Here is a 19,656-nt window from a genome sequence, read left to right as displayed (position 1 = left end):
ACACGAGACGGGCCGTGAACGTCGCTCGTAAGACTCGCTCCGTGGTCGTCACCGACGGCAGCACGTCCGACACCAGCCATACACGTGCCGGATCGATGAGGCCCCCACATGCGCTTCGACGACTCGGACACGAGACGGGCCGCTCGAAAGACTCGCTCCGTCGCCATTGCGAGCAGCCTGATCAATTCGATCGGGGACACCTTGGGTATGGAATCGCTCACCCTTGGAGTGCTCCCACCAGCGCTTGGGTAGCTGTCGCCAACCCCTCCCGGCAGCGAGATTAGAAGGGCACCGAGAACAAAGACGGAACCTGTGAGGGGATCACAATGAGCACTCTGGTCGAAGCGCCCGCCACCAACGTCATCCAGCTGCAGCCGCGCCTGCGGAAAGCGGCCGAGCTCGAGGTGTGCGCGGTCCCGAGTGACTCCGGGACGCTCGCCAACGTCGAGCTGGATCGTTGGGCGAACCGGCTGGCCCGAGTGCTGATCAACCGTGGCGCCGCCGTGAACACGCGAATCGCGCTGGCGATCGACCCGCAGATCGAAGCCACGGTTGCCGCATCCGCCGTCGTCAAGCTCGGCGCGACTCCGGCTTCGGTGGCCGAGGACGCGGCCGCCGTCCCCGGTGCCTACATCGGCATCACCACCAAAGCCCGCCGCCCCGAGCTCAGCGATGCCATCGACTGGCTGCTCCTGGACGACCGCTCGACGCTGCAGCGCTACCTGGTCAGCTCCGACGCCCCGATCACCGATGCCGATCGGCTGACCGAGCGGAAGTCCGCCTGACCTGCTATTCAGCCTGCGCGCCCGAACCAATGGAGTTCGGGCGCGCTGCGGCGCGTATGCCGGGCCCGGAGGCGGCAGCGCCGCGCGACCATTTAAGCCTCCGGGACGCCGCCGATCGAACACAGTGTTGTCAATACGCCTTCGGTCGGCTCGGCACCGGTCCAAAATGAACTTGCTACTACGCGACGGTCGGGACCAGCGGTGCACAACCGCTCCAGACGTCAGAACGCAGGTGTGCTTATGCAACAGCCATCGTCCTCGAACGGAAAAATAGGCACCGCACCGCCCGACAGCGCGTTCCCGCTGTCGGCGGCCCAGCGCGGCATCTGGTTCGCCCAGCACATCGCGGGCGATACGCCTATCTCGATCGCACAGTACGTCGAACTGATCGGCGAAGTCGATCTCGACGCGCTCGCCGCGGCCGCCCAGCAGACCGGGCGCGAGTTCGGGACCGGATATGTCCGGCTGCTCGATGTCGAGGGTCAGCCGTACCAGCTCGTCGACACCACCATTGTCGACGAACTCACCGTCATCGACCTGCGCGATAAACCCGATCCCGAGGCAGCGGCACATGCCTGGATGCGCGCGGAGTACTCCGCGCCGCTGGATCTGATGCATGACCGATTGGTCGCGGTGGCCATGCTGCGGCTGGCCGATGACCACTGGTTCTGGTACTCGCGCATGCATCACATCGTGCTGGACGGAATGGGTGCGCTCGCACTGGTACAGCGCACCGGCGAGATCTACAACGCGGCCATCGAGGGCAGCGAGGCGGCGCCCGCCAAGGCCGAACCACTGCAGAAGATCGCCGAAGCCGATCTGGCCTACCGCGGCTCGGACCGATTCGACGCCGACCGCGAGTACTGGCGCGAGCATCTGGCCGGGATGGCCGACCCGGTCAATCTCGCGGGTCGCGAGGCCGATGTCGACGCGCCGCCGAGCCGGGTCTCGGGCGCACTGCCCGCCGCGACGGCCGAATTGCTCGACACCGTGGCGAAGGCGGCAGGGTCGAACGCCGCGCCGACCATCGTCGCCGCCTTCGGCGCCTATCTCGCCGCGATGACCGGTGCGCCCGAAGTGGTACTGAGCCTGCCGGTTTCGGGACGCACCACGGCGGCACTGCGCCGCTCCGGCGGCATGGTCGCCAATGTCGTTCCGATGCGCCTGATGTTGTCACCGACCACCACGGTCGGTGACGTGATCCGGGCAGCGCAGAGTGAGCTGACCGGGGCGCTGCGCAGACAGCGTTACCGGCAGGAGGACATCGTCCGTGATCTCGGCTGGTCGATGGACGAGGCGTCGTCGTTCGGTCCGGCCGTCAATTTGATGATGGTGGACACCAGGATTCAGCTCGGCTCGGTCACCGGACGACTGCACGTGCTGACATCCGGGTTGATCGATGACGTGTTCTTCAACCTGTATCCGGGCGTCGGCGGCGAGAGCACCCACATCGATCTGCAGGGCAACGGAAACCTGTACAGCACCGATGAACTGGCGGCACACCATGCCCGCTTCCTGATGTTCCTGCACGGGTTCCTGGCCGCCGGACCGGATGCACCGCTGAGTACCGTCCAGGTCGTCTCCCCGCAGGAGCAGAATCGGCTGGTGCCCGCGCGCGGACCCGAGGCGGTCGCACCGCGCACCCTCCCCGAAATCATCGCGGCCGGTGCCGCACTCGACCCGGAGGCGGTGGCGCTGCGCGGCGGCGATACCACCATGACCTACCGTCAGGTCGACGAGTACACCAACCGCCTGGCCCGCGTGCTGATCGCGGCGGGCGCCGGACCCGAACGCACCGTCGCGATTTCGATTCCGCGTTCGGCCGAATCCGTCCTCGCCACGCTCGCGGTGGCGAAGTCCGGTGCGGCATTCGTCCCCATCGACCCGACCTATCCCGCCGACCGGATCGAGCATATGGTCGCCGACAGCGGGGTCGTCGCGGGCTTGACCGTGCACCCGGCGCGAAAGTCCTTGCCGGACCGTGTGAATTGGCTGCTGCTCGACGACGACGCGACGGCCGAAACGGTGGACGCGCAGGATTCGGCGACGATCACCGATGCCGAACGCCGTGGGCCGGTACACCTGGATCAGATCGCCTACATCATCTACACCTCCGGATCGACCGGACTGCCCAAGGGTGTGCTGGTGTCGCATCGCGGCCTGGCGAATTTGGTCACCGGTTCCGGCGCCGGATTCGGTGTCGACGCCGATTCCGTAGTGGCACACGCGGTTTCGCCGAGTTTCGATATTTCCGTCGAGGAGATCCTGGTCACCCTCGCGGCGGGTGCGACGCTCGCCGTCGTGCCGCCGTCGGCTTATGCGGGCGAGGAGATGGCCGAAGTTCTGCGCGCGCACCGGGTCACCCATCTCAATGTCACCCCGACGGTGGTGGGCTCGCTGGACCCAGCGACGCTGCCGGATCTGCGGACGATCGTCGTCGGTGGTGACGCGTGTCCGCCGGAGTTGGTGAGCACCTGGTCCGGGCGGACGCTGTTGAACGGCTACGGGCCCACCGAAACCACCGTCACCGTGACCTTGAGCGGGCCATTGCGCCCCGGCGGGCCGGTAACCATCGGCAGCATCGTGCGCGGCGTCACCGCTGTCGTGCTCGACCCGTGGCTGCGGCCGGTGGCGCGCGGCGCGGTCGGCGAGCTGTATCTGGCCGGTGCGGGCGTCGCGCGCGGCTATCACCAGCGCAATGGGCTGACCGCCAGCCGTTTTGTCGCCAACCCGTACGCGCCGGGTGAGCGGATGTACCGCACCGGCGATCTCGTGCGGTGGACCGCGGACGACGAACTGGAGTACCAGGGCCGCAGCGACTTCCAGGTCAAGGTGCGCGGGTTCCGCATCGAACTCGGCGAGATCGATGCCGCGCTGCAACGGCAGCCCGATGTCGATTTCGCACTCACCATCGGCGCGAAGACTCCTACCGGAGCGACCGCACTGGTGGCGTACGTGCTCGGCAAGCCCGGCGCCGAGATTCACCCGGAGGCACTGAAAGCCGCTGTCGGTGAGACGCTTCCGGCCTATATGGTCCCCTCGGTCGTCGTGGTGCTCGACAGCATTCCGCTGACACCGCTCGGCAAGGTGGACCGCAGGGCCCTGCCCGCACCGGATTTCAGTGTCCGAGCCGTTGCGAGCCGGGCGCCGTCGACGCCGCGCGAAGCCGCACTGGCCGACTTGTTCGCCGATGTCCTCGGACTCGAGACAGTCGGTGTCGACGACAGCTTCTTCGCACTCGGCGGTGACAGTATCGTCTCCATCCAGCTGGTATCGCGTGCGAAGGCCGCCGGGATGGGCTTCAGTGCACGAGATGTGTTCGAGCGCAAGACCGTTGCCGCGCTGGCCGCGATCGCGACCGACGTGCGCGCGCAGACGGTCACCGAACTGCCCGGCGGCGGGGTCGGCACCGTGGAGCTCACGCCGATCGTGCACGCGATGGTGCAGCAGGGACCGACCTGGAGCCGCTTCGGTCAGGCCGTCTTGATCGGTCTCCCGGAGGCTTTCGGCCGCGACCAGCTCAGCGCCGCGGTCCAAGCGCTCATCGACCATCACGATGTCCTCCGCTCGACCCTGCGGCACACCGAGCAAGGCTGGGAATGGGTTGTCGCCGAGCGTGATTCGATCACCGCCGATGACTTGGTCGAGGTAGTCGCGGCAGACGCGGACTCCGACGGCAGCTACGAGCGCGAATTGCAACAGGCGGCGGATCTGCTCGATCCCGAGGCGGGTGTCGTCGCGCGCTTCGTGCTGATCGAGCGGGCGGGGGCCGATCCACTGTGCTGGCTGGTGCTGCACCATCTGGTGACCGACGGCGTCTCCTGGCGAATCCTGCTGCCGGATCTGGCGATCGCGGCGGCGGGCGGCGCGCTCGCGCCCATCGGTACCTCCTTCCGGCGGTGGGCATACGGTCAAGCCGAACAGGCACCTGAGCGGGTGGCCGAACTGCCACTGTGGCAACAGCTGCTGGCCACCCCGGATCCGGTCATCGGCTCGGCGGCACTGGATCCCGCGGTCGACGTCGTCGCCACCATGGGCCAGTGCCGGACCACCGTCGATCCGGATATCGCCAACACGGTACTGGCCACGCTGCCCGACCAATTCCATTGCGGCGCAGACGATGTGCTGCTCACGGGACTCGCCCTCGCGGTGAGCCGCTGGCGCGATCGCAATACCGCGCTGCTCACCCTGGAAGGCCACGGCCGCTCCGAGACGCTGCTGCCAGGCGCCGATATCGCCCGCACGGTGGGCTGGTTCACCAGCATCTACCCGGTGGCCATAGATGTCACCGGCATCGATCTCGACGACGCGTTCGCCGGTGGCGCCGCGGCGGGCACCGCGATCAAGAAGGTGAAAGAACAGCTGCGTGCGGTGCCGGACAAGGGCATCGGCTACGGGATGCTGCGCTATCAGCATCCGGAGTCCGCCGCCGCCCTCGCGGACGCGCCGATTCCGCAGCTCAGCTTCAACTATCTCGGCCGTGCGCTCACCGGCGGACACGCGGGAGCGTGGCTGCCACAGCGTTTCGCGGCGACACACAACGAGTCGGCCCCGCTGGCCGCGGTCGTCGATATCAATGCCGTGCTGACCGATGTCGGCTTGGAGGTCACCTGGGCCTACGCCGCACGGCTGCTCGACGAGGCGGATGTCGATCAGCTGGCCGAGCTGTGGTCGCAGGCGCTGAGCGCGCTGGCGGCGCACGCAGGCTCGCCGGGCGCGGGCGGGCGCACCCCGTCGGACTTCGAACTGGTTCCGGTGCGGCAACAGCAGATCGAGAGCTGGGAACGCACCTACCCGAATCTCGTCGACGTCTGGCCGCTTTCGCCGTTGCAGTACGGTCTGCTCTTCCATGCGCTCTACGACACCGACACCGCCGACGACTACACCGTCCAATCACTGCTCACCCTGGCGGGCACCGTCGACGCCGCCCGCTTGCGCAGTGCGGCACAGGCCTTGCTGGAGCGGCACGAGAACCTGCGCGTCGCCTTCGCCGAAACCGACGACGGTCCGCGCCAGCTCGTTCTCGCCGGTGGCGAAATCCGCTGGCACGATATCGATCTCACCGATATCGCCGACGACGACGAACGCGACCGCGAACTCGACCGCCTCATCGCCCTCGATGCCCGCACCCGATTCGAACTCGACCGCCCACCGCTGATCCGCTTCACCCTCATCCGCATCGGTGCCGATATCTATCGGCTGGTCATGACCAATCACCATCTGGTGCTGGACGGCTGGTCGACGCCACTGCTGGTGCGCGAGCTGCTGACGCTCTACGTCACCAGGGGCGACACCTCCGCACTGCCGCCCGCGCACTCGTACCGGGAGTTCCTGGCCTGGCTCGACGAGCAGGACAACGAGGCCTCGCTCGCGGCCTGGACGCAGTCGCTGGCCGGAGTGGATACGCCGACGCGCGCGGTGCCGTCGCTGGCCGGGATCGAATCGACCGAGGCCGGAATGATCACGCACGACCTGACCCGCGCCACGGTCGAGCGGCTGGAGACCACCGCACGCGAATCCGGCGCGACGGTGAATACGGTGGTGCAGGCCGCATGGGCGATGCTGCTCGCGATGTCGACCGGGCGCACGGATGTTGTGTTCGGCGGCACCGTATCCGGTAGGCCACCGGAGCTGCCCGGTGTCGAAGAGATGGTCGGGCTGTTCATCAATACGCTCCCGGTACGGGTCCAGCTCGATCCCGCGGAGAAGGTCGCCGACCTGCTGACCCGCATCCAGGCCGAGCAGGCCCGCCTGCTGGACCACCAGCATGTGGGGCTGGCCGCCATCCATCGGGCCGTCGGCCTGGCCGAACTCTTCGACACGCTCACCGTGTTCGAGTCGTATCCGATCGACCGGGAGGCGCTGTCGCAGGCGCTCGATATCGCGGGTATGCGGGTGCTCGATATCGCGGGCACCGACGCGACGCCCTACCCGTTGGGCCTCATGGTCATTCCGGTGCACGGCGAAGACGGGCACGACACACTGCGCATCAACCTGAAATTCATGGCCGACCAGCTCGATCGCACGGCGGCACAACCACTGCTGGATCGCTTCGTCCGGCTATTGACTCAACTCGCCGACAACCCGAATGCGCTGGTCTCCCAACTGCAATACTGCGACGACGCCGAACTGGCGACACTGGCACCCGTGCGTGGTGCGGAATCGGTTCCGCCGCAGACACTTCCGGATATCCTGTCGACCCCCGCGCGCATTGATCCGGATGCCATCGCGATCACCGCGGGTGATCTCAGCATGAGCTATGGCGAACTCGACGCCTGGTCCAACCGTTTCGCCCGGGTGCTGCTCGGTCGCGGTGTCGGTCGGGAGGTCTTCGTCATACTCGCACTCACCCGATCACTGGAATCGGTGGTGGCCGTCTGGGCGCTGGCCAAGTCCGGCGCGGCCTTCCTGCCGCTGGATCCGAGCTATCCGGTGGAGCGGATCGAGCACATGCTCACCGATTCGAAGGCCCCGATCGGCGTGACGGTTACGGCGACCGGTGAGACACTACCCGGCACTATCGACTGGCTGCTGCTCGACGACCTGAACACGATTCGACGAGTCATGCTCGTCTCCGACGCACCCATCACAGACGAAGAGCGCGGCGGCCCTATCAATATCGACCAGACCGCCTACCTGATCTACACCTCGGGCTCCACCGGTAAGCCCAAGGCTGTCCTGGTCAGCCATCGCGGCCTCGCGAATATGGCCACCGCACAACAAGACGGCCTCGAACTCGATCCCTCCATCAGTTCGCTACAGGTCGCTTCGCCGAGTTTCGACGCATCGGTCATGGAGTTGCTGATGGCGCATTCGACCGGTGGCCGCCTGGTGGTAGCGCCACCGGATGTCTACGGCGGCAGCGATCTCGAACATCTGCTGCGCACCGAACGGATCACCCACGCCGCGATCACGCCGTCGGCGCTGGCCACCATGGAACCGACCGATCTGGCCGACCTGCGAGTGCTCGGGGTCGGGGGCGAGGCCACCTCACCCGAACTGGTCGACCGGTGGGCGGTCGGGCGGCGGATGGTGAATCTGTACGGCCCCACCGAATTCAGCGTCTGCGCGACCAGCCCCGCCGAACTGCTGCCGGGGAAACCGATCACGATCGGCGGGCCGATCCGCGGCGCGTCGAATCTGGTGCTCGATACCTGGCTGCGACCGGTACCGGTGGGCATCGCGGGTGAGCTGTACCTGGCCGGTCCCGCGCTGGCGCGTGGCTACTTCAATCGGTTCGAGATGACCGCGGCGCGCTTCATCGCGAATCCGTACGGCGCGGCCGGGGAAAGGATGTATCGGACCGGCGATATGGTCCGATGGGTCACCGGTGCCGATGACGCGCTCGAGCTCGAGTATCTGGGCCGCAGTGACTTCCAGGTCAAGATCCGTGGTCTGCGGATCGAACTCGGCGAAATCGATGCCGTGCTCGCACGCGACGAACAGGTCGAATACGCGGTGACCATCGGCCTCACCGGACCGGCGGGCGCGACCGTGCTGGTCTCGTATGTCCTGCCGACCACGGGCACCGAACTCGATCCGGAGCGCCTGCGGGAGCAGGTGGCGGCCGAACTGCCCAGTTATATGGTGCCCGGATACCTGGTCGTGCTCGACGATATTCCGCTGACCCCGGTCGGCAAGCTGGATCGCAGAGCCCTTCCGGTGCCGGACTTCTCGGCGGAAAAGCGGCCGTATCTCGCGCCGCGGACACCGGTCGAACGGGCGGTCGCCGAGGTATTCGGCGAGGTGCTCGGCAGCGAGCAGGTCAGCGCCGACGAGTCGTTCTTCGAACTCGGCGGCAATTCACTCAGCGCGACCAAGGTTGTCGCCCGGATCAATTCGTCCCTCGGCTCTACCATCGCGCTGCGCGATCTGTTCGACGCGCCGACCGTCGCCCAACTGTCCGCACGGGTCATCCCGGCCACCGACGGCAAGCCGGGCCGGTTCACGCTGGCGCCGCGCATCCGTCCGGATCGAATTCCGTTGTCCCCGGCCCAGCAGCGCATGTGGGTACTCAATCGGATGGATCCGGCCTCGCCCGCGTACAACATCGCGGTCGCCTTGCGGCTCACCGGGAACCTCGATGTGGCGGCGATGCAACACGCGCTCGCCGATGTGGTCGATCGGCACGAGAGTCTGCGCACCATCTACCCCGCCGATGCGGAGGGCCCCCGTCAGGTGGTGATCGGTACGGCGGCCGCCGCGCCGGAGTTGACCGTGATCGACACCGGAGACACCGCGGCCCTGCGTCATCGGATCAATGCCCTGGCCGGTACCGGATTCGATATCACCAAGGAGCCGCCGCTGCGCGTCGGCATCTTCCGGATCGGCGACGGCACCGGTGCGAACGGCAAGGGATCGGTGCCGGTGCCCTCCGGCGCAGGCGCGGGCACTTCGCCGGTGTCGTCGCACGCTTCGATGGATGCTCCGCCGGTGTCGTCGATTCCCCTCGTGGCCGAGGCGCCAGTGGTGGTCGAGCCGCCCGCCGTGCATGTCGTCGTGCTCGTGGTCCATCACATCAGCGCCGACGGCGCCTCGATGGCGCCTTTGGCGGCCGATCTGGTCGCCGCATACTCGGAGCGGACCAGCGGTGCCGACACGACCCGCGTGCCGCTCGGCGTGCAGTACGCCGATTTCGCGCTGTGGCATCGGGAGTTGCTGGGTAGCGAGTCGGATCCGGAATCGCTTGCGGCACGGCAGATCCGGTACTGGTCCGACATCCTCGGCGGTGCGCCGGACGTGTTGGAGCTGCCCGCCGATCGCCCGCGCCCGGCAGTGCAGTCGATGCGCAGCGCCGACGTCGATTTCAAGCTGGACGCGCAATTGCACGGCGCCATCATCGAATTCGCGGCCGCGAACAATGTCAGCGTATTCATGGTGGTGCACGCCGCGCTCGCGGTGCTGCTGGCCCGGCTCGGCGGTACCGACGATGTCGTGATCGGCACGCCCGTCGCGGGCCGTGGCGAGGAGGCGCTCGACGAACTAGTCGGCATGTTCGTCAATACGCTGGCCCTGCGCACGACGGTCGATCCGGGAACCGGATTCCGGCAGTTCCTCGCGACCGTGCGGGCCGCGGATCTGGATGCCTTCGGCAATACCGATGTGCCGTTCGAACGGCTCGTCCAGGTACTCAACCCGACCAGATCGACGGCTCACCATCCGATATTCCAGGTGTCGCTTTCACTGCAGAACTTCGTCGAACCGGTCCTGGAACTGCCCGGATTGCGGTTCGAGGTGGAGGATTTCGATCGCGGCGCCTCGCAATTCGATCTGACGCTCGACCTGCGTGAACGCTTCACCGCCGATGGCCCGGACGGCGTCGAGGGTGTATTGACCTACGCGACGGACCTTTTCGACGAAGCCACGGTGGCGACCTTCGTCGATCGATGGCGTCGCGTGCTCGCGGCAATCGTCTCGGATATCGATATCCGCCTGGCCGATATCGATATCCTCGCCGAATCCGAACGCACCGAACTGGTTCCGGTGCGCGGCGGCGAGACCGCGGGGACCACCACGCTCACCGATGCGCTCGCCGCATCCGCCGCAGCCTATTCTGACCGCCCGGCTTTGGTCGCCGACGGACGCACGACGACCTACCGTGAACTCGACGCCACGTCGAACCAGTTGGCCCGGCTCCTGCTCGAAGCGGGCGTCGGCACGGAAACCGTGGTGGCTCTTGGGCTCCCCCGCTCCGCTGAACTGCTGATCGGCATGTGGGCGGCCGCGAAGGCCGGTGCCGCATTCCTGCCGGTCGATCCGAAACATCCGGTGGACCGGATCGATCACATGCTCACCGATTCCGCTGCCCGGGTCGGCCTCACCCTGGCCGCCTACCGGCCACTGCTGCCCGACAGCACCGAATGGCTGGTGCTCGACGAGGCCGAGTTCAGCGGTCGCCAACGGGCGGCAAGTGACGCACCGTTGTCGTCGGAGTCGATCCGTCCGGACAACCCCGCATGGATGATCTACACCTCCGGTTCGACCGGAACACCCAAGGGCGTCACCGTCTCCCATCGCGGTATCGCCGACCTCATCGTGGCACAGCGGGAATCGCTCGGCGTCGACGAGGACTCGCGGGTATTGCAGGTCGCCTCACCGAGTTTCGACGCATCGGTCTTCGAGGCGCTGATGGCATTCGGCTCCGGCGGCGCGTCGGTGGTCGCACCACCGGAGGTCTTCGGTGGTAGCGCACTCGCCGAATTGATTGCCGCCGAACAGGTCACGCATATGGTGATCACGCCGTCGGCACTGGCGACCATCGATCCCGCCGAGGTGTCGAGTGTGCGGGTGCTCGCGGTGGCGGGCGAGGCGGTCGGCGCCGAACTGGTCGAACGCTGGTGCGAAGGCCGGAGCATGGTGAATCTGTACGGTCCGACCGAATTCACCATCTGGGCAACAGGTTCCGTGCCGCTCGCCGCGGGTACGCCGGTCACCATCGGTGCGCCCATTCGCGGTGCTGCCGTACTGGTCCTGGATGATCGGCTGCGTCCGGTGCCCGTCGGTGTCGCGGGCGAGCTGTACCTCGCGGGCTCCGCATTGGCCCGCTGCTATCACGCCCGGCCGAGTCTGACCGCCGCTCGCTTCATCGCGAACCCCTTCGGCGGTCCCGGCGAACTCATGTACCGCACCGGCGACCTGGTGCGCTGGATTCGAGCGGCCGGGTTGGAGCTGGAATACATCGGCCGCACCGACTTCCAGGTCAAGGTGCGTGGTCAGCGCATCGAGCTGGGTGAGATCGATGCGGTTCTCGGGCGCGCGGACGGGGTCGACTTCGCGGTCACCCTCGGCATTCCCGGTCCCACCGGATCCACGGCGCTCGCGGCGTATCTCGTGCGCAAGCCCGGTATCGAACTCGATATCGCCCGCGTGCGCGCGTTCGCCGCCGATACCTTGCCCGCGTATATGGTGCCCGCCGCATTCGTGGTCATGGATGCCATCCCGCTCAATGCCGTGGGCAAGCTCGACCGAAAAGCATTGCCGGAACCGGAATTCGTCGTCGAGGAGACCGAGTACCGCGCTCCGACGACTCCCACCGAGGAAATCCTGGCGCAGATCTACGCTGAGTTGCTCGACCGCGACAAGGTCGGCGTCGACGATTCGTTCTTCGCGCTCGGCGGCGACAGTATCATGGCGATCAAACTTGTCTCCCGCGCGAAAATGCACGGCATCCAGTGCACGCCGCTGCAAGTCTTCGAACATCGCACGGTTGCCGCATTGGCCGCTGTGGTGGCCGGGCCGGTCGTGACGCTCGACGAACTGCCCGGCGGCGGGATCGGCGAGTTGCCGCTCACTCCGAGCGTGCACGAGCTGGTCGAGCGTGGCGGCGATATCGACCGCTGCGCGCAGTCCGTGGTGTTGGAACTTCCGGTCGGCGTCAAGCGTGCGCAACTCGTCGCGACACTCGCCGCGGTGGTCGATCGGCACGACATACTGCGCTCGCGGCTCTGGCGAGCCGAGGACGGCTGGCAGTGGCGGGTCGACGAGCCCGGCTCGGTCGATGTCGACGTGCTGGTGCACCGCATCGAATACGATGCCGGAGCCGACGCGCTCGATCTGCGCGAATACGCCGCCGCCGAGCTGGATTCCGCGGCAGATCGGCTCTCCCTGGCGAATGGCATTGTGCTGCAAGCTGTCTGGCTCGATCCGGTCGGCGACGCCGGGGCCAGGACACGATCGGGCCGCCTGATCGTGGTGGCGCACCGACTCGCCGTCGACAGCGCGTCGTGGCGAATTCTGGTGGCGGACTTGATCGCCGCCTGGGCGCAGGTTTCGGTCGGGAACACACCTGTTCTCGCCGACGTCGGTACGTCGATGCGCCGGTGGTCGCATGCCCTCGTCGAGGAGGTGCGGACCGAACGACGCAGTGTCGAACTCGAGTACTGGCAGGACATGATCGCGGGTCCCGATCCGCTGATCGGCTCCCGCGAGCTCGATCCGGCGATCGATCAGGCGCGCGCACTGCGCACGGTCGGATTCGAGGTATCCGAGGAGGTCACCACCGCACTGCTCACCACACTGCCGGAACTGTTCCAGGGCGAGGTCACCGACGCTCTGCTCGCCACGCTGACATTGGCGCTGGTGCGGTGGCGGAATGTGGACGAATCGACGGCCGTGCTGCGTTTGGCGGGCGATGGCAGGCGGGATGTGATCCCGGGTGCGAATCTGCATCGGACACTCGGCTGGTTCACGAGTGCCTACCCGGCGCGGCTGGATCTGTCCGCGATCGATATCGCTGATGCCAGCGCGGGCGGTCCGGCGATGGGAGCGGCGATCCGTACGATCAAACACCAGCTGCTCGCGGTGCCGGACAAGGGCATCGGATACGGGATGCTGCGCTACCTCGATTCCACTGCAGCAGAACAACTTCCGGCTAGACTGCCCGGTCGGGTCAGCTTCGAATACCTCGGGCGGTACTCGGATGTCGATATTCCCGCCGGACTCGAAGGGCTCGGCTGGTCCGCCACCGATGAATTCGGCGACCTGCACGCTGATGAGCGTCCCGAACTCCCGGTCGCGTCCGCGATCGAGATCAGCGCGGTCGTCGTCGACGATCGGTTGCACGCGGATCTCCGCTTCCCGGAAACACTCGTCAACCGATCCGAGATCGCCGAGTTGTCCCACCTGTGGTGCGAGATTCTCGGTGCGGCAGCTGATTTCGCACATACCCCCGCCGCGCAGCACGCGGCCGACGATGAAGCCGCAACGACCGCCGCACAGGTTGCGGCACGCGAAACCGCTACCGCACCGGGCGGACTCGGCCTCGATGTGCTGCTGCCGATCCGGCTCGGCGGCACCGAGCCCGCACTGTTCTGCATTCACTCGTCGTCCGGAATGTCCTGGAGCTACTTGGGATTCGCGGAACGGCTGCGGCCGGGCCGCCCGATCTACGGACTACAGGCCCCGGAACTCAGCGGCCGCGAACCGGCCGCAAGCTCCATCGAGGAGTCCGCCGACCGGTACATCCGCGAAATCCGCGCCGTCCAGCCGAACGGGCCGTACCACCTGCTCGGCTGGTCCTTCGGTGGCCTCATCGCACACGCCATGGCGGCGAAACTGCAGGCGGCGGGCGAAACCGTCGGTGTCGTGGCGCTGCTGGACAGCGACCATGCCGATATCGACAGCGATTCCATCGAACAGCTTTCCGCGGGCGCGTTCGTCAATACCTTCGGCGCGATCTTCGGCATCGAAGACGTTCCCGCCGAGGCGAGCGCCCAGGAGGCCGCCGAACTCATCGAGGCCCGGCTCGGTATGGAACTCATCGACGCCGAGATCATCGAGCGAATGGCGGCTTCCTACAACGCGGCCGCGCGCACCCGCACCGGCTACCACCGCCCGGTCTACCGAGGCGACCTGCTCTATTTCAGCGCCACCGTGGACAGCTCCGATATGGTCGGGCCGGACGGCTGGCGGCCCTACGCCTCCGGCCGGGTCGTCAACCACGATATCGACCTCGCCCACAACGACCTGACCTCGCCGCACGCACTCTCCATCATCGCGCCGGTACTCGATGAGCACCTCGCGGCAGCGCCGACATCGGAGACGGGCACATAACCACCACTCACAGCTTGCTCCCAGCCTGGGCCCACATACCGCCTAGCCTGCGTCCATAGCGTCACGGTCGACAGCTGACCGCGACGACGGAAGGACAACGTAGTGAGCGCACAGCCCGCGCACCGCCGCGACGGCGACGTACACGAGCACGATCTCGGACTCGCCCACGATATGAAGGTGATGTCACGCCGCCGCGCCCTGGCCTTTTTCGGCGCGGCCGGGGCGGCGACGGTGGCGGCAGGCTGCGCGTCGGCGACGACCACCAGCACCACCTCCTCCACCACCAGCACCGCGACCACCAGCACCGGCACGGTCGCCGCCGCACCGCAGGAGACCGCGGGCCCGTACCCGGGCGACGGCTCGAACGGCCCCAATGTGCTGATCGAATCCGGTGTGGTGCGATCCGACATCACGACCAGCTTCGGCATGTATTCCGGTGTCGCACAGGGTGTTCCGATGACACTACGATTGAAGCTGCAGGACTTGGCCAAGAGCGGAGCCGCGGGCGCGGGCATGGCCGTCTACGTCTGGCATTGCGACCGCTCCGGCGAATACTCGCTCTACGGTAAGAGCATTACCGACCAGAACTATCTGCGCGGCGTCCAAGTCGCGGATGCCAATGGCGAGGTGAAGTTCACCTCGATCTTCCCCGCCTGCTATTCCGGTCGCTGGCCGCATATCCATTTCGAGGTCTACGACTCGCTCAGCACGGCCGTGGCGGGCGAGAACGCCCGCCTCACGTCACAGATCGCACTGCCGCAGGACGTGTGCAGCACCGTCTTCGCCGCCGACTCCGGATACGCACAGAGCATCAGCAACCTTTCCCAGATCTCACTCGCCTCGGACAATGTCTTCGGCGACGGCTGGGATGCCGAAATGGCCACGGTCACCGGCACTCCGAGTTCGGGGATGACCGTCTCGATCAGCGTCGGCGTCGCCGAGAAATCACAGAACACCCAGTCCGGCAATGGCGGCACGCCACCGGGACAGGGTGGTCCCGGCGGACAAGGTGGCCCCGGCGGACAAGGTGGCCCCGGCGGACAAGGTGGCCCCGGCGGACAAGGTGGCCCCGGCGGACAGGGCGGACCGCCGCCGCGCACGAGGTAAGCAGAGCACTCGGCCCCCGGCCCGTACTCGACGGGCCGGGGGCCGATAACGCGAAACCTATCGGGCGACTCCGCTTTCAGCGCCGATCTGCCGTGCCAGCGCCCAGATGATGAGCACGTCGAGCGCGATCATCACCAACGACCAGAACGGGTACATCGGCGCGAACAGGAAGTTGTCCAGCAGGCTGATCGAGGCCATCACGATACCCGCCAGATAACCCCAGGTCTGTCCGGTGATAATGCCGATGCCCGCGATAATGATCAACACCGCGATCACCAGGTGAACCCAGCCCCAGGCCGAGACATTCACCTGGAAGACCTGATCCTCGGTCAAGACGAATAAGTCACGCTTGGCAATGGCCGCTATGGCGGCGAGCAGATGCAGTATGCCGGTGATCAGAATCAATACGCCCGCGAAGATCGTCATGTCATTGAGCGCGGGTCGGGTTTTGGTCGGGCCGGGACTGGTCATAACACACCCTCCTTGGCGAAACGCGTGGTAACCGACGGCCACAAGGTAACCCTCGCCGCAGCCGAAATGCGGCAGCGCGGCGGCGGGTCACTTACTGAGGCTGGTCTCCGGCTCGCGCTGCGCCGCCACCCTGGGGCGGGCCAGTGTGCTCGGCCACCAGATCCGGTCGCCGATATCCAGCGTCAGGGCGGTGACCAGGATCGAACGCACGATCAAGGTATCCAGCAGCACGCCGACGGCGATGACAATGCCCATTTCGGCGAACGTCACCACCGGCATGGTCGCGAATACCGCGAATGTGCCTGCCAGGACCAGTCCGGCCGAGGTGATCACGCCGCCCGTTGCGGCCAAGCCGATGAGAGCGCCCGCCTTGGTGCGATGCTTGATCGCCTCCTCGTGCACCCGCGACATCAGGAAGATGTTGTAGTCGATGCCGAGTGCAACCAGGAAAACGAAGGTCAGCAGCGGCAGTCCGGCGTCGGCGCCCGTGAAACCGGCCAGATCGAAGATCCAGCGGCTCAGCCCGAGTGCGGCGAAATAGGACAGCACCACGGTCGCCGTGAGCAGAATCGGCGCGGCCACCGCGCGCAGCAGCACCATCAGGATCGCCAGCACAATGGCGAGCACCACCGGCACGATGACCCGATTGTCATGTGCCACAGCACGTTTGATGTCGAGCACGACGGCGGTCTGCCCGCCGACCCTGGCCTGCGGATCCACCGCGCGCACGGCCGCACGCACTCGATCGATGGTGGCCTCGGCGGCCCGGCTGTCCGGCGGATCGGTGAGCGTGCCCTCGAGATAGGCCAGATCATCCTTGACGATCGGTCGCGACGGCGCGGTAATTCCGGGTGTCGAGCCCAAGGCGGTGGCGACCGCATCGACGCGCGCGGACGAGGCGACGACCATCACCGGCTGACCGGTGCCCGCCTCGAAATGCCGTTCCAGCACCTCTGTTCCGGTGACCGCGGCGGACGAGCCGACGAAGGCGTCCTTATTCGCGATGCCCTCGGCCTCCAGCCCACTGGCGCCGAGTGCCAGTGCACCGAGTGCCAGTGCGGTGCCGATCCAGACGGTGCGCGGCCGCCGGGCAATCGCGAATCCGACGCGCGCCCAGATCCCGGATTCGGTCTCGTTGACGGTGCCGAAATTCGGATGCCGCGGCCAGAAGATCCACCGGCCGACAATCACCAGCAACGCGGGCAGCAGCGTCAACATCGCCAACAGCGCCACCGTGATGCCGATGGCACAGACCGGCCCGATGCCCTTGGTGGAATTCATCTCCGCCACCAGCAGCGACAACATCGAAACGATCACGGTGCAACCGCTGGCCAGCACCGCGGGCCCGGCGCGATGCAGTGCGACCGCCATCGCCTCGTGTTTATCGGGATGGCGGCGCAGTTCCTCGCGATAGCGCGCAACCAGCAGCAGCGCATAGTCGGTGCCCGCGCCGAAGACCAGCACGGTGAGCACGGCCTGGCTCTGCGCGTTGACCGTCAGCCCCACCTTGGTCGCGCCGAAGACGGCGGCCTGCGATATCACCAGCGCGAAACCGACGGTGATCAGTGGAAACGCCCAGAGCATCGGACCATAGGTGAGCAGCAGGATGACGATCACGACCGCGGCGGCCGAGTACAGCAGCAGACCGTCGATCCCCTTGAACACCTCGCCGAATTCGGCCGCGTACCCGGCCGGTCCGGTGGCATAGAAGGACAATCCGTCGGGCCGCTCCCCCGCCGCGTCATTGATCGCACCGACCACATTCGTCAGGCGGTTCCAGCCCTCGGATCCCATCGAGATCGGCACCAGGATTTCCAGCCCCTGACCATCTCCGGACTGGATCGGGCCGAGCACCTTATCGGGCACGACATGCTCGACCTGCCGGAACCGTTTGGCATCGGCGCCGACCGCCAGCCGATCGGCCTCGGTGAGCCCGTCGCGGCGTTCGTACACCAGCACCACCGGAACATCGTCGCTATTGCCGAATTTCTCGGCCAGCTTGAATGCCTGGGTGGATTCGGCGCTGTCCGGCAGCCAGGTGACATTGTCGTTCTTCTGTGCGCCGGTGAGCTTTCCGGCGAAGGTGCCCAGTGCCAGCAGGGCGATGATCCAGACGCCGAGCACCACCCATTTGCTCCGACGGCCACTCGGCACACGCACTAGTCGGCCGAGCAGATCGGACATATCCGGGTCGGTCGGTGCGGACATCGGGGCCCCCTCGGTCGCCGCCACTCAGTCGGACCGATGCTACTGCCGGGCTCAGACATCCGCGAGTGAAAATGTGATGCTGCGCCCACTTCGGTGCAACCGACCGGGCCCGGCGCACCATCGGTTGCCGCCGAGTACGTGCAGCAATCTCGGTTCCGGCACCACAACCACGTGTCCTCGCCGCACCGGCCCCGCGACCGGCCGGTCCGCAACCTGCGGGCGACCACGATGACGGCGCCGGTATCGATGCACGGATTCGGTGGCATGTGCCGCACAATGGGTGCCGCAGGCGGTGGTCATCGGCGCATCTGCGCCGTCGCGAAAGACACCGCTGCGACACAAGGTGTTGTGCTGCATGGACTTGTCACCCCCAAGGAGTAGTGTCCAGGGCGTAGCAATTCCGTGACGGCAGCGTGCTCGGGAAGGGTGTGGAGGCAGGATGAAACTGATCGATCGGGTGTCGGCCATCAACTGGAATCGGGTGCCCGACGAGAAGGATGCCGAGGTCTGGGATCGCCTGACCGGCAACTTCTGGCTGCCCGAGAAGGTGCCGGTGTCCAACGACATCCCGTCGTGGAACACCCTCACCGCCGACGAGAAGCAACTGACCATGCGGGTCTTCACCGGCCTGACGCTGCTGGACACGATCCAGGGCACGGTCGGCGCGGTGAGCCTGATCCCGGACGCCGTGACGCCGCACGAGGAGGCGGTGCTCACCAATATCGCGTTCATGGAGTCGGTGCACGCCAAGAGCTATAGCTCGATCTTCTCCACGCTGTGCTCCACCCGCGAGATCGACGACGCGTTCCGCTGGTCGGAGGAGAACCGAAACCTGCAGCGCAAGGCCGAGATCGTGCTCGAGTACTACCGCGGCGACGATCCGCTCAAGCGCAAGGTGGCCTCCACCCTGCTGGAGAGTTTCCTGTTCTACTCCGGCTTCTACCTGCCGATGTACTGGTCCTCGCGGGCCAAGCTCACCAACACCGCCGACCTGATCCGCCTGATCATCCGCGACGAGGCGGTGCACGGCTACTACATCGGTTACAAGTACCAGAAGGGTCTGGAACTGCTCGGCCAGGCCGAACGCGACGGCCTCAAGAACTACACCTTCGAGCTGCTCTTCGAGCTCTACGACAACGAGGTCGAATACACCCAGGATCTCTACGACGAGGTCGGCCTCACCGAGGACGTCAAGAAGTTCCTGCGCTACAACGCCAACAAGGCACTGATGAACCTCGGCTACGAAGGCCTGTTCCCCAAGGACGAAACCGAAGTCAACCCGGCCATCCTCTCGGCTCTGTCCCCCAACGCCGACGAGAACCACGACTTCTTCTCCGGCTCCGGCTCCAGCTACGTCATCGGCAAGGCCGTCAATACCGAAGACGAAGACTGGGAGTTCTGAACTACCACAATGAAATCTGGCTCGGCCTCAGAGGGGCCGAGCCAGATTTCTTCGCCTGAAACTAATTGTCGTCGTTAGGTTTCCGCAGAATCTGCAGAATCTGAGCAATGTCTGACTTGAGCGTGCCCACAT

General features: G+C 66.5%; 6 protein-coding genes. 4 read left to right on the top strand and 2 right to left on the bottom strand.

Annotation, left to right across the window (positions count from 1 at the left end; all coding sequences use genetic code 11):
* Positions 1-326: 326 nt before the first annotated feature.
* The 3 genes from NP3_RS36830 to NP3_RS36820 all read left to right on the top strand — a co-directional run bounded on the left by NP3_RS36830 (position 327) and on the right by NP3_RS36820 (position 15,443).
* Positions 327-785, top strand: coding sequence for an AMP-binding protein (locus NP3_RS36830; RefSeq protein WP_063046337.1), 459 nt, complete (start codon positions 327-329; stop codon positions 783-785).
* 240 nt (positions 786-1,025) lie between these two features.
* On the top strand, positions 1,026-14,336 hold the full coding sequence (locus NP3_RS36825; RefSeq protein ID WP_063046336.1) for a non-ribosomal peptide synthetase: 13,311 nt from the start codon (positions 1,026-1,028) through the stop codon (positions 14,334-14,336).
* Positions 14,337-14,438: 102 nt separating this feature from the next.
* Positions 14,439-15,443 carry a dioxygenase family protein gene (locus NP3_RS36820; RefSeq protein ID WP_084509493.1) on the top strand — a complete coding sequence of 335 codons (1,005 nt, stop codon included), beginning with the start codon at positions 14,439-14,441 and terminating at the stop codon, positions 15,441-15,443.
* Positions 15,444-15,500: 57 nt separating this feature from the next.
* On the opposite strand, the gene NP3_RS36815 is transcribed toward NP3_RS36820, so the two are convergent.
* Positions 15,501-15,914: a DUF7144 family membrane protein gene (locus NP3_RS36815; RefSeq protein ID WP_063046335.1), complete on the bottom strand. Its 414-nt coding sequence runs from the start codon at positions 15,912-15,914 to the stop codon at positions 15,501-15,503.
* Between the two features lie 87 nt (positions 15,915-16,001).
* Positions 16,002-18,122, bottom strand: a complete 2,121-nt coding sequence (locus NP3_RS36810; protein WP_084509490.1) for an MMPL family transporter — start codon at positions 18,120-18,122, stop codon at positions 16,002-16,004.
* A gap of 439 nt (positions 18,123-18,561) precedes the next feature.
* On the opposite strand from NP3_RS36810, the gene nrdF reads away from it, so the two are divergent.
* Positions 18,562-19,524 (top strand): class 1b ribonucleoside-diphosphate reductase subunit beta, encoded by a 963-nt coding sequence (gene nrdF, locus NP3_RS36800; RefSeq protein WP_063046333.1) that lies wholly within the window; start codon positions 18,562-18,564, stop codon positions 19,522-19,524.
* Positions 19,525-19,656 lie beyond the last annotated feature (132 nt).

The sequence above is a fragment of the Nocardia pseudovaccinii NBRC 100343 genome, assembly GCF_001613225.1.
Lineage (GTDB): Bacteria > Actinomycetota > Actinomycetes > Mycobacteriales > Mycobacteriaceae > Nocardia > Nocardia pseudovaccinii.
The sequence above is the reverse complement of the archived record's forward strand: the minus strand, read 5'-3'. Positions and strand labels throughout refer to the sequence as shown.

Excerpts from the sequence above, each read along its gene's own strand:
- NP3_RS36810 (WP_084509490.1), bottom strand. The coding sequence starts at position 18,122 with ATGTCCGCACCGACCGACCCGGATATGTCCGATCTGCTCGGCCGACTA.
- NP3_RS36815 (WP_063046335.1), bottom strand. The coding sequence starts at position 15,914 with ATGACCAGTCCCGGCCCGACCAAAACCCGACCCGCGCTCAATGACATG.
- NP3_RS36830 (WP_063046337.1), top strand. The coding sequence starts at position 327 with ATGAGCACTCTGGTCGAAGCGCCCGCCACCAACGTCATCCAGCTGCAG.
- nrdF (WP_063046333.1), top strand. The coding sequence starts at position 18,562 with ATGAAACTGATCGATCGGGTGTCGGCCATCAACTGGAATCGGGTGCCC.
- NP3_RS36825 (WP_063046336.1), top strand. The coding sequence starts at position 1,026 with ATGCAACAGCCATCGTCCTCGAACGGAAAAATAGGCACCGCACCGCCC.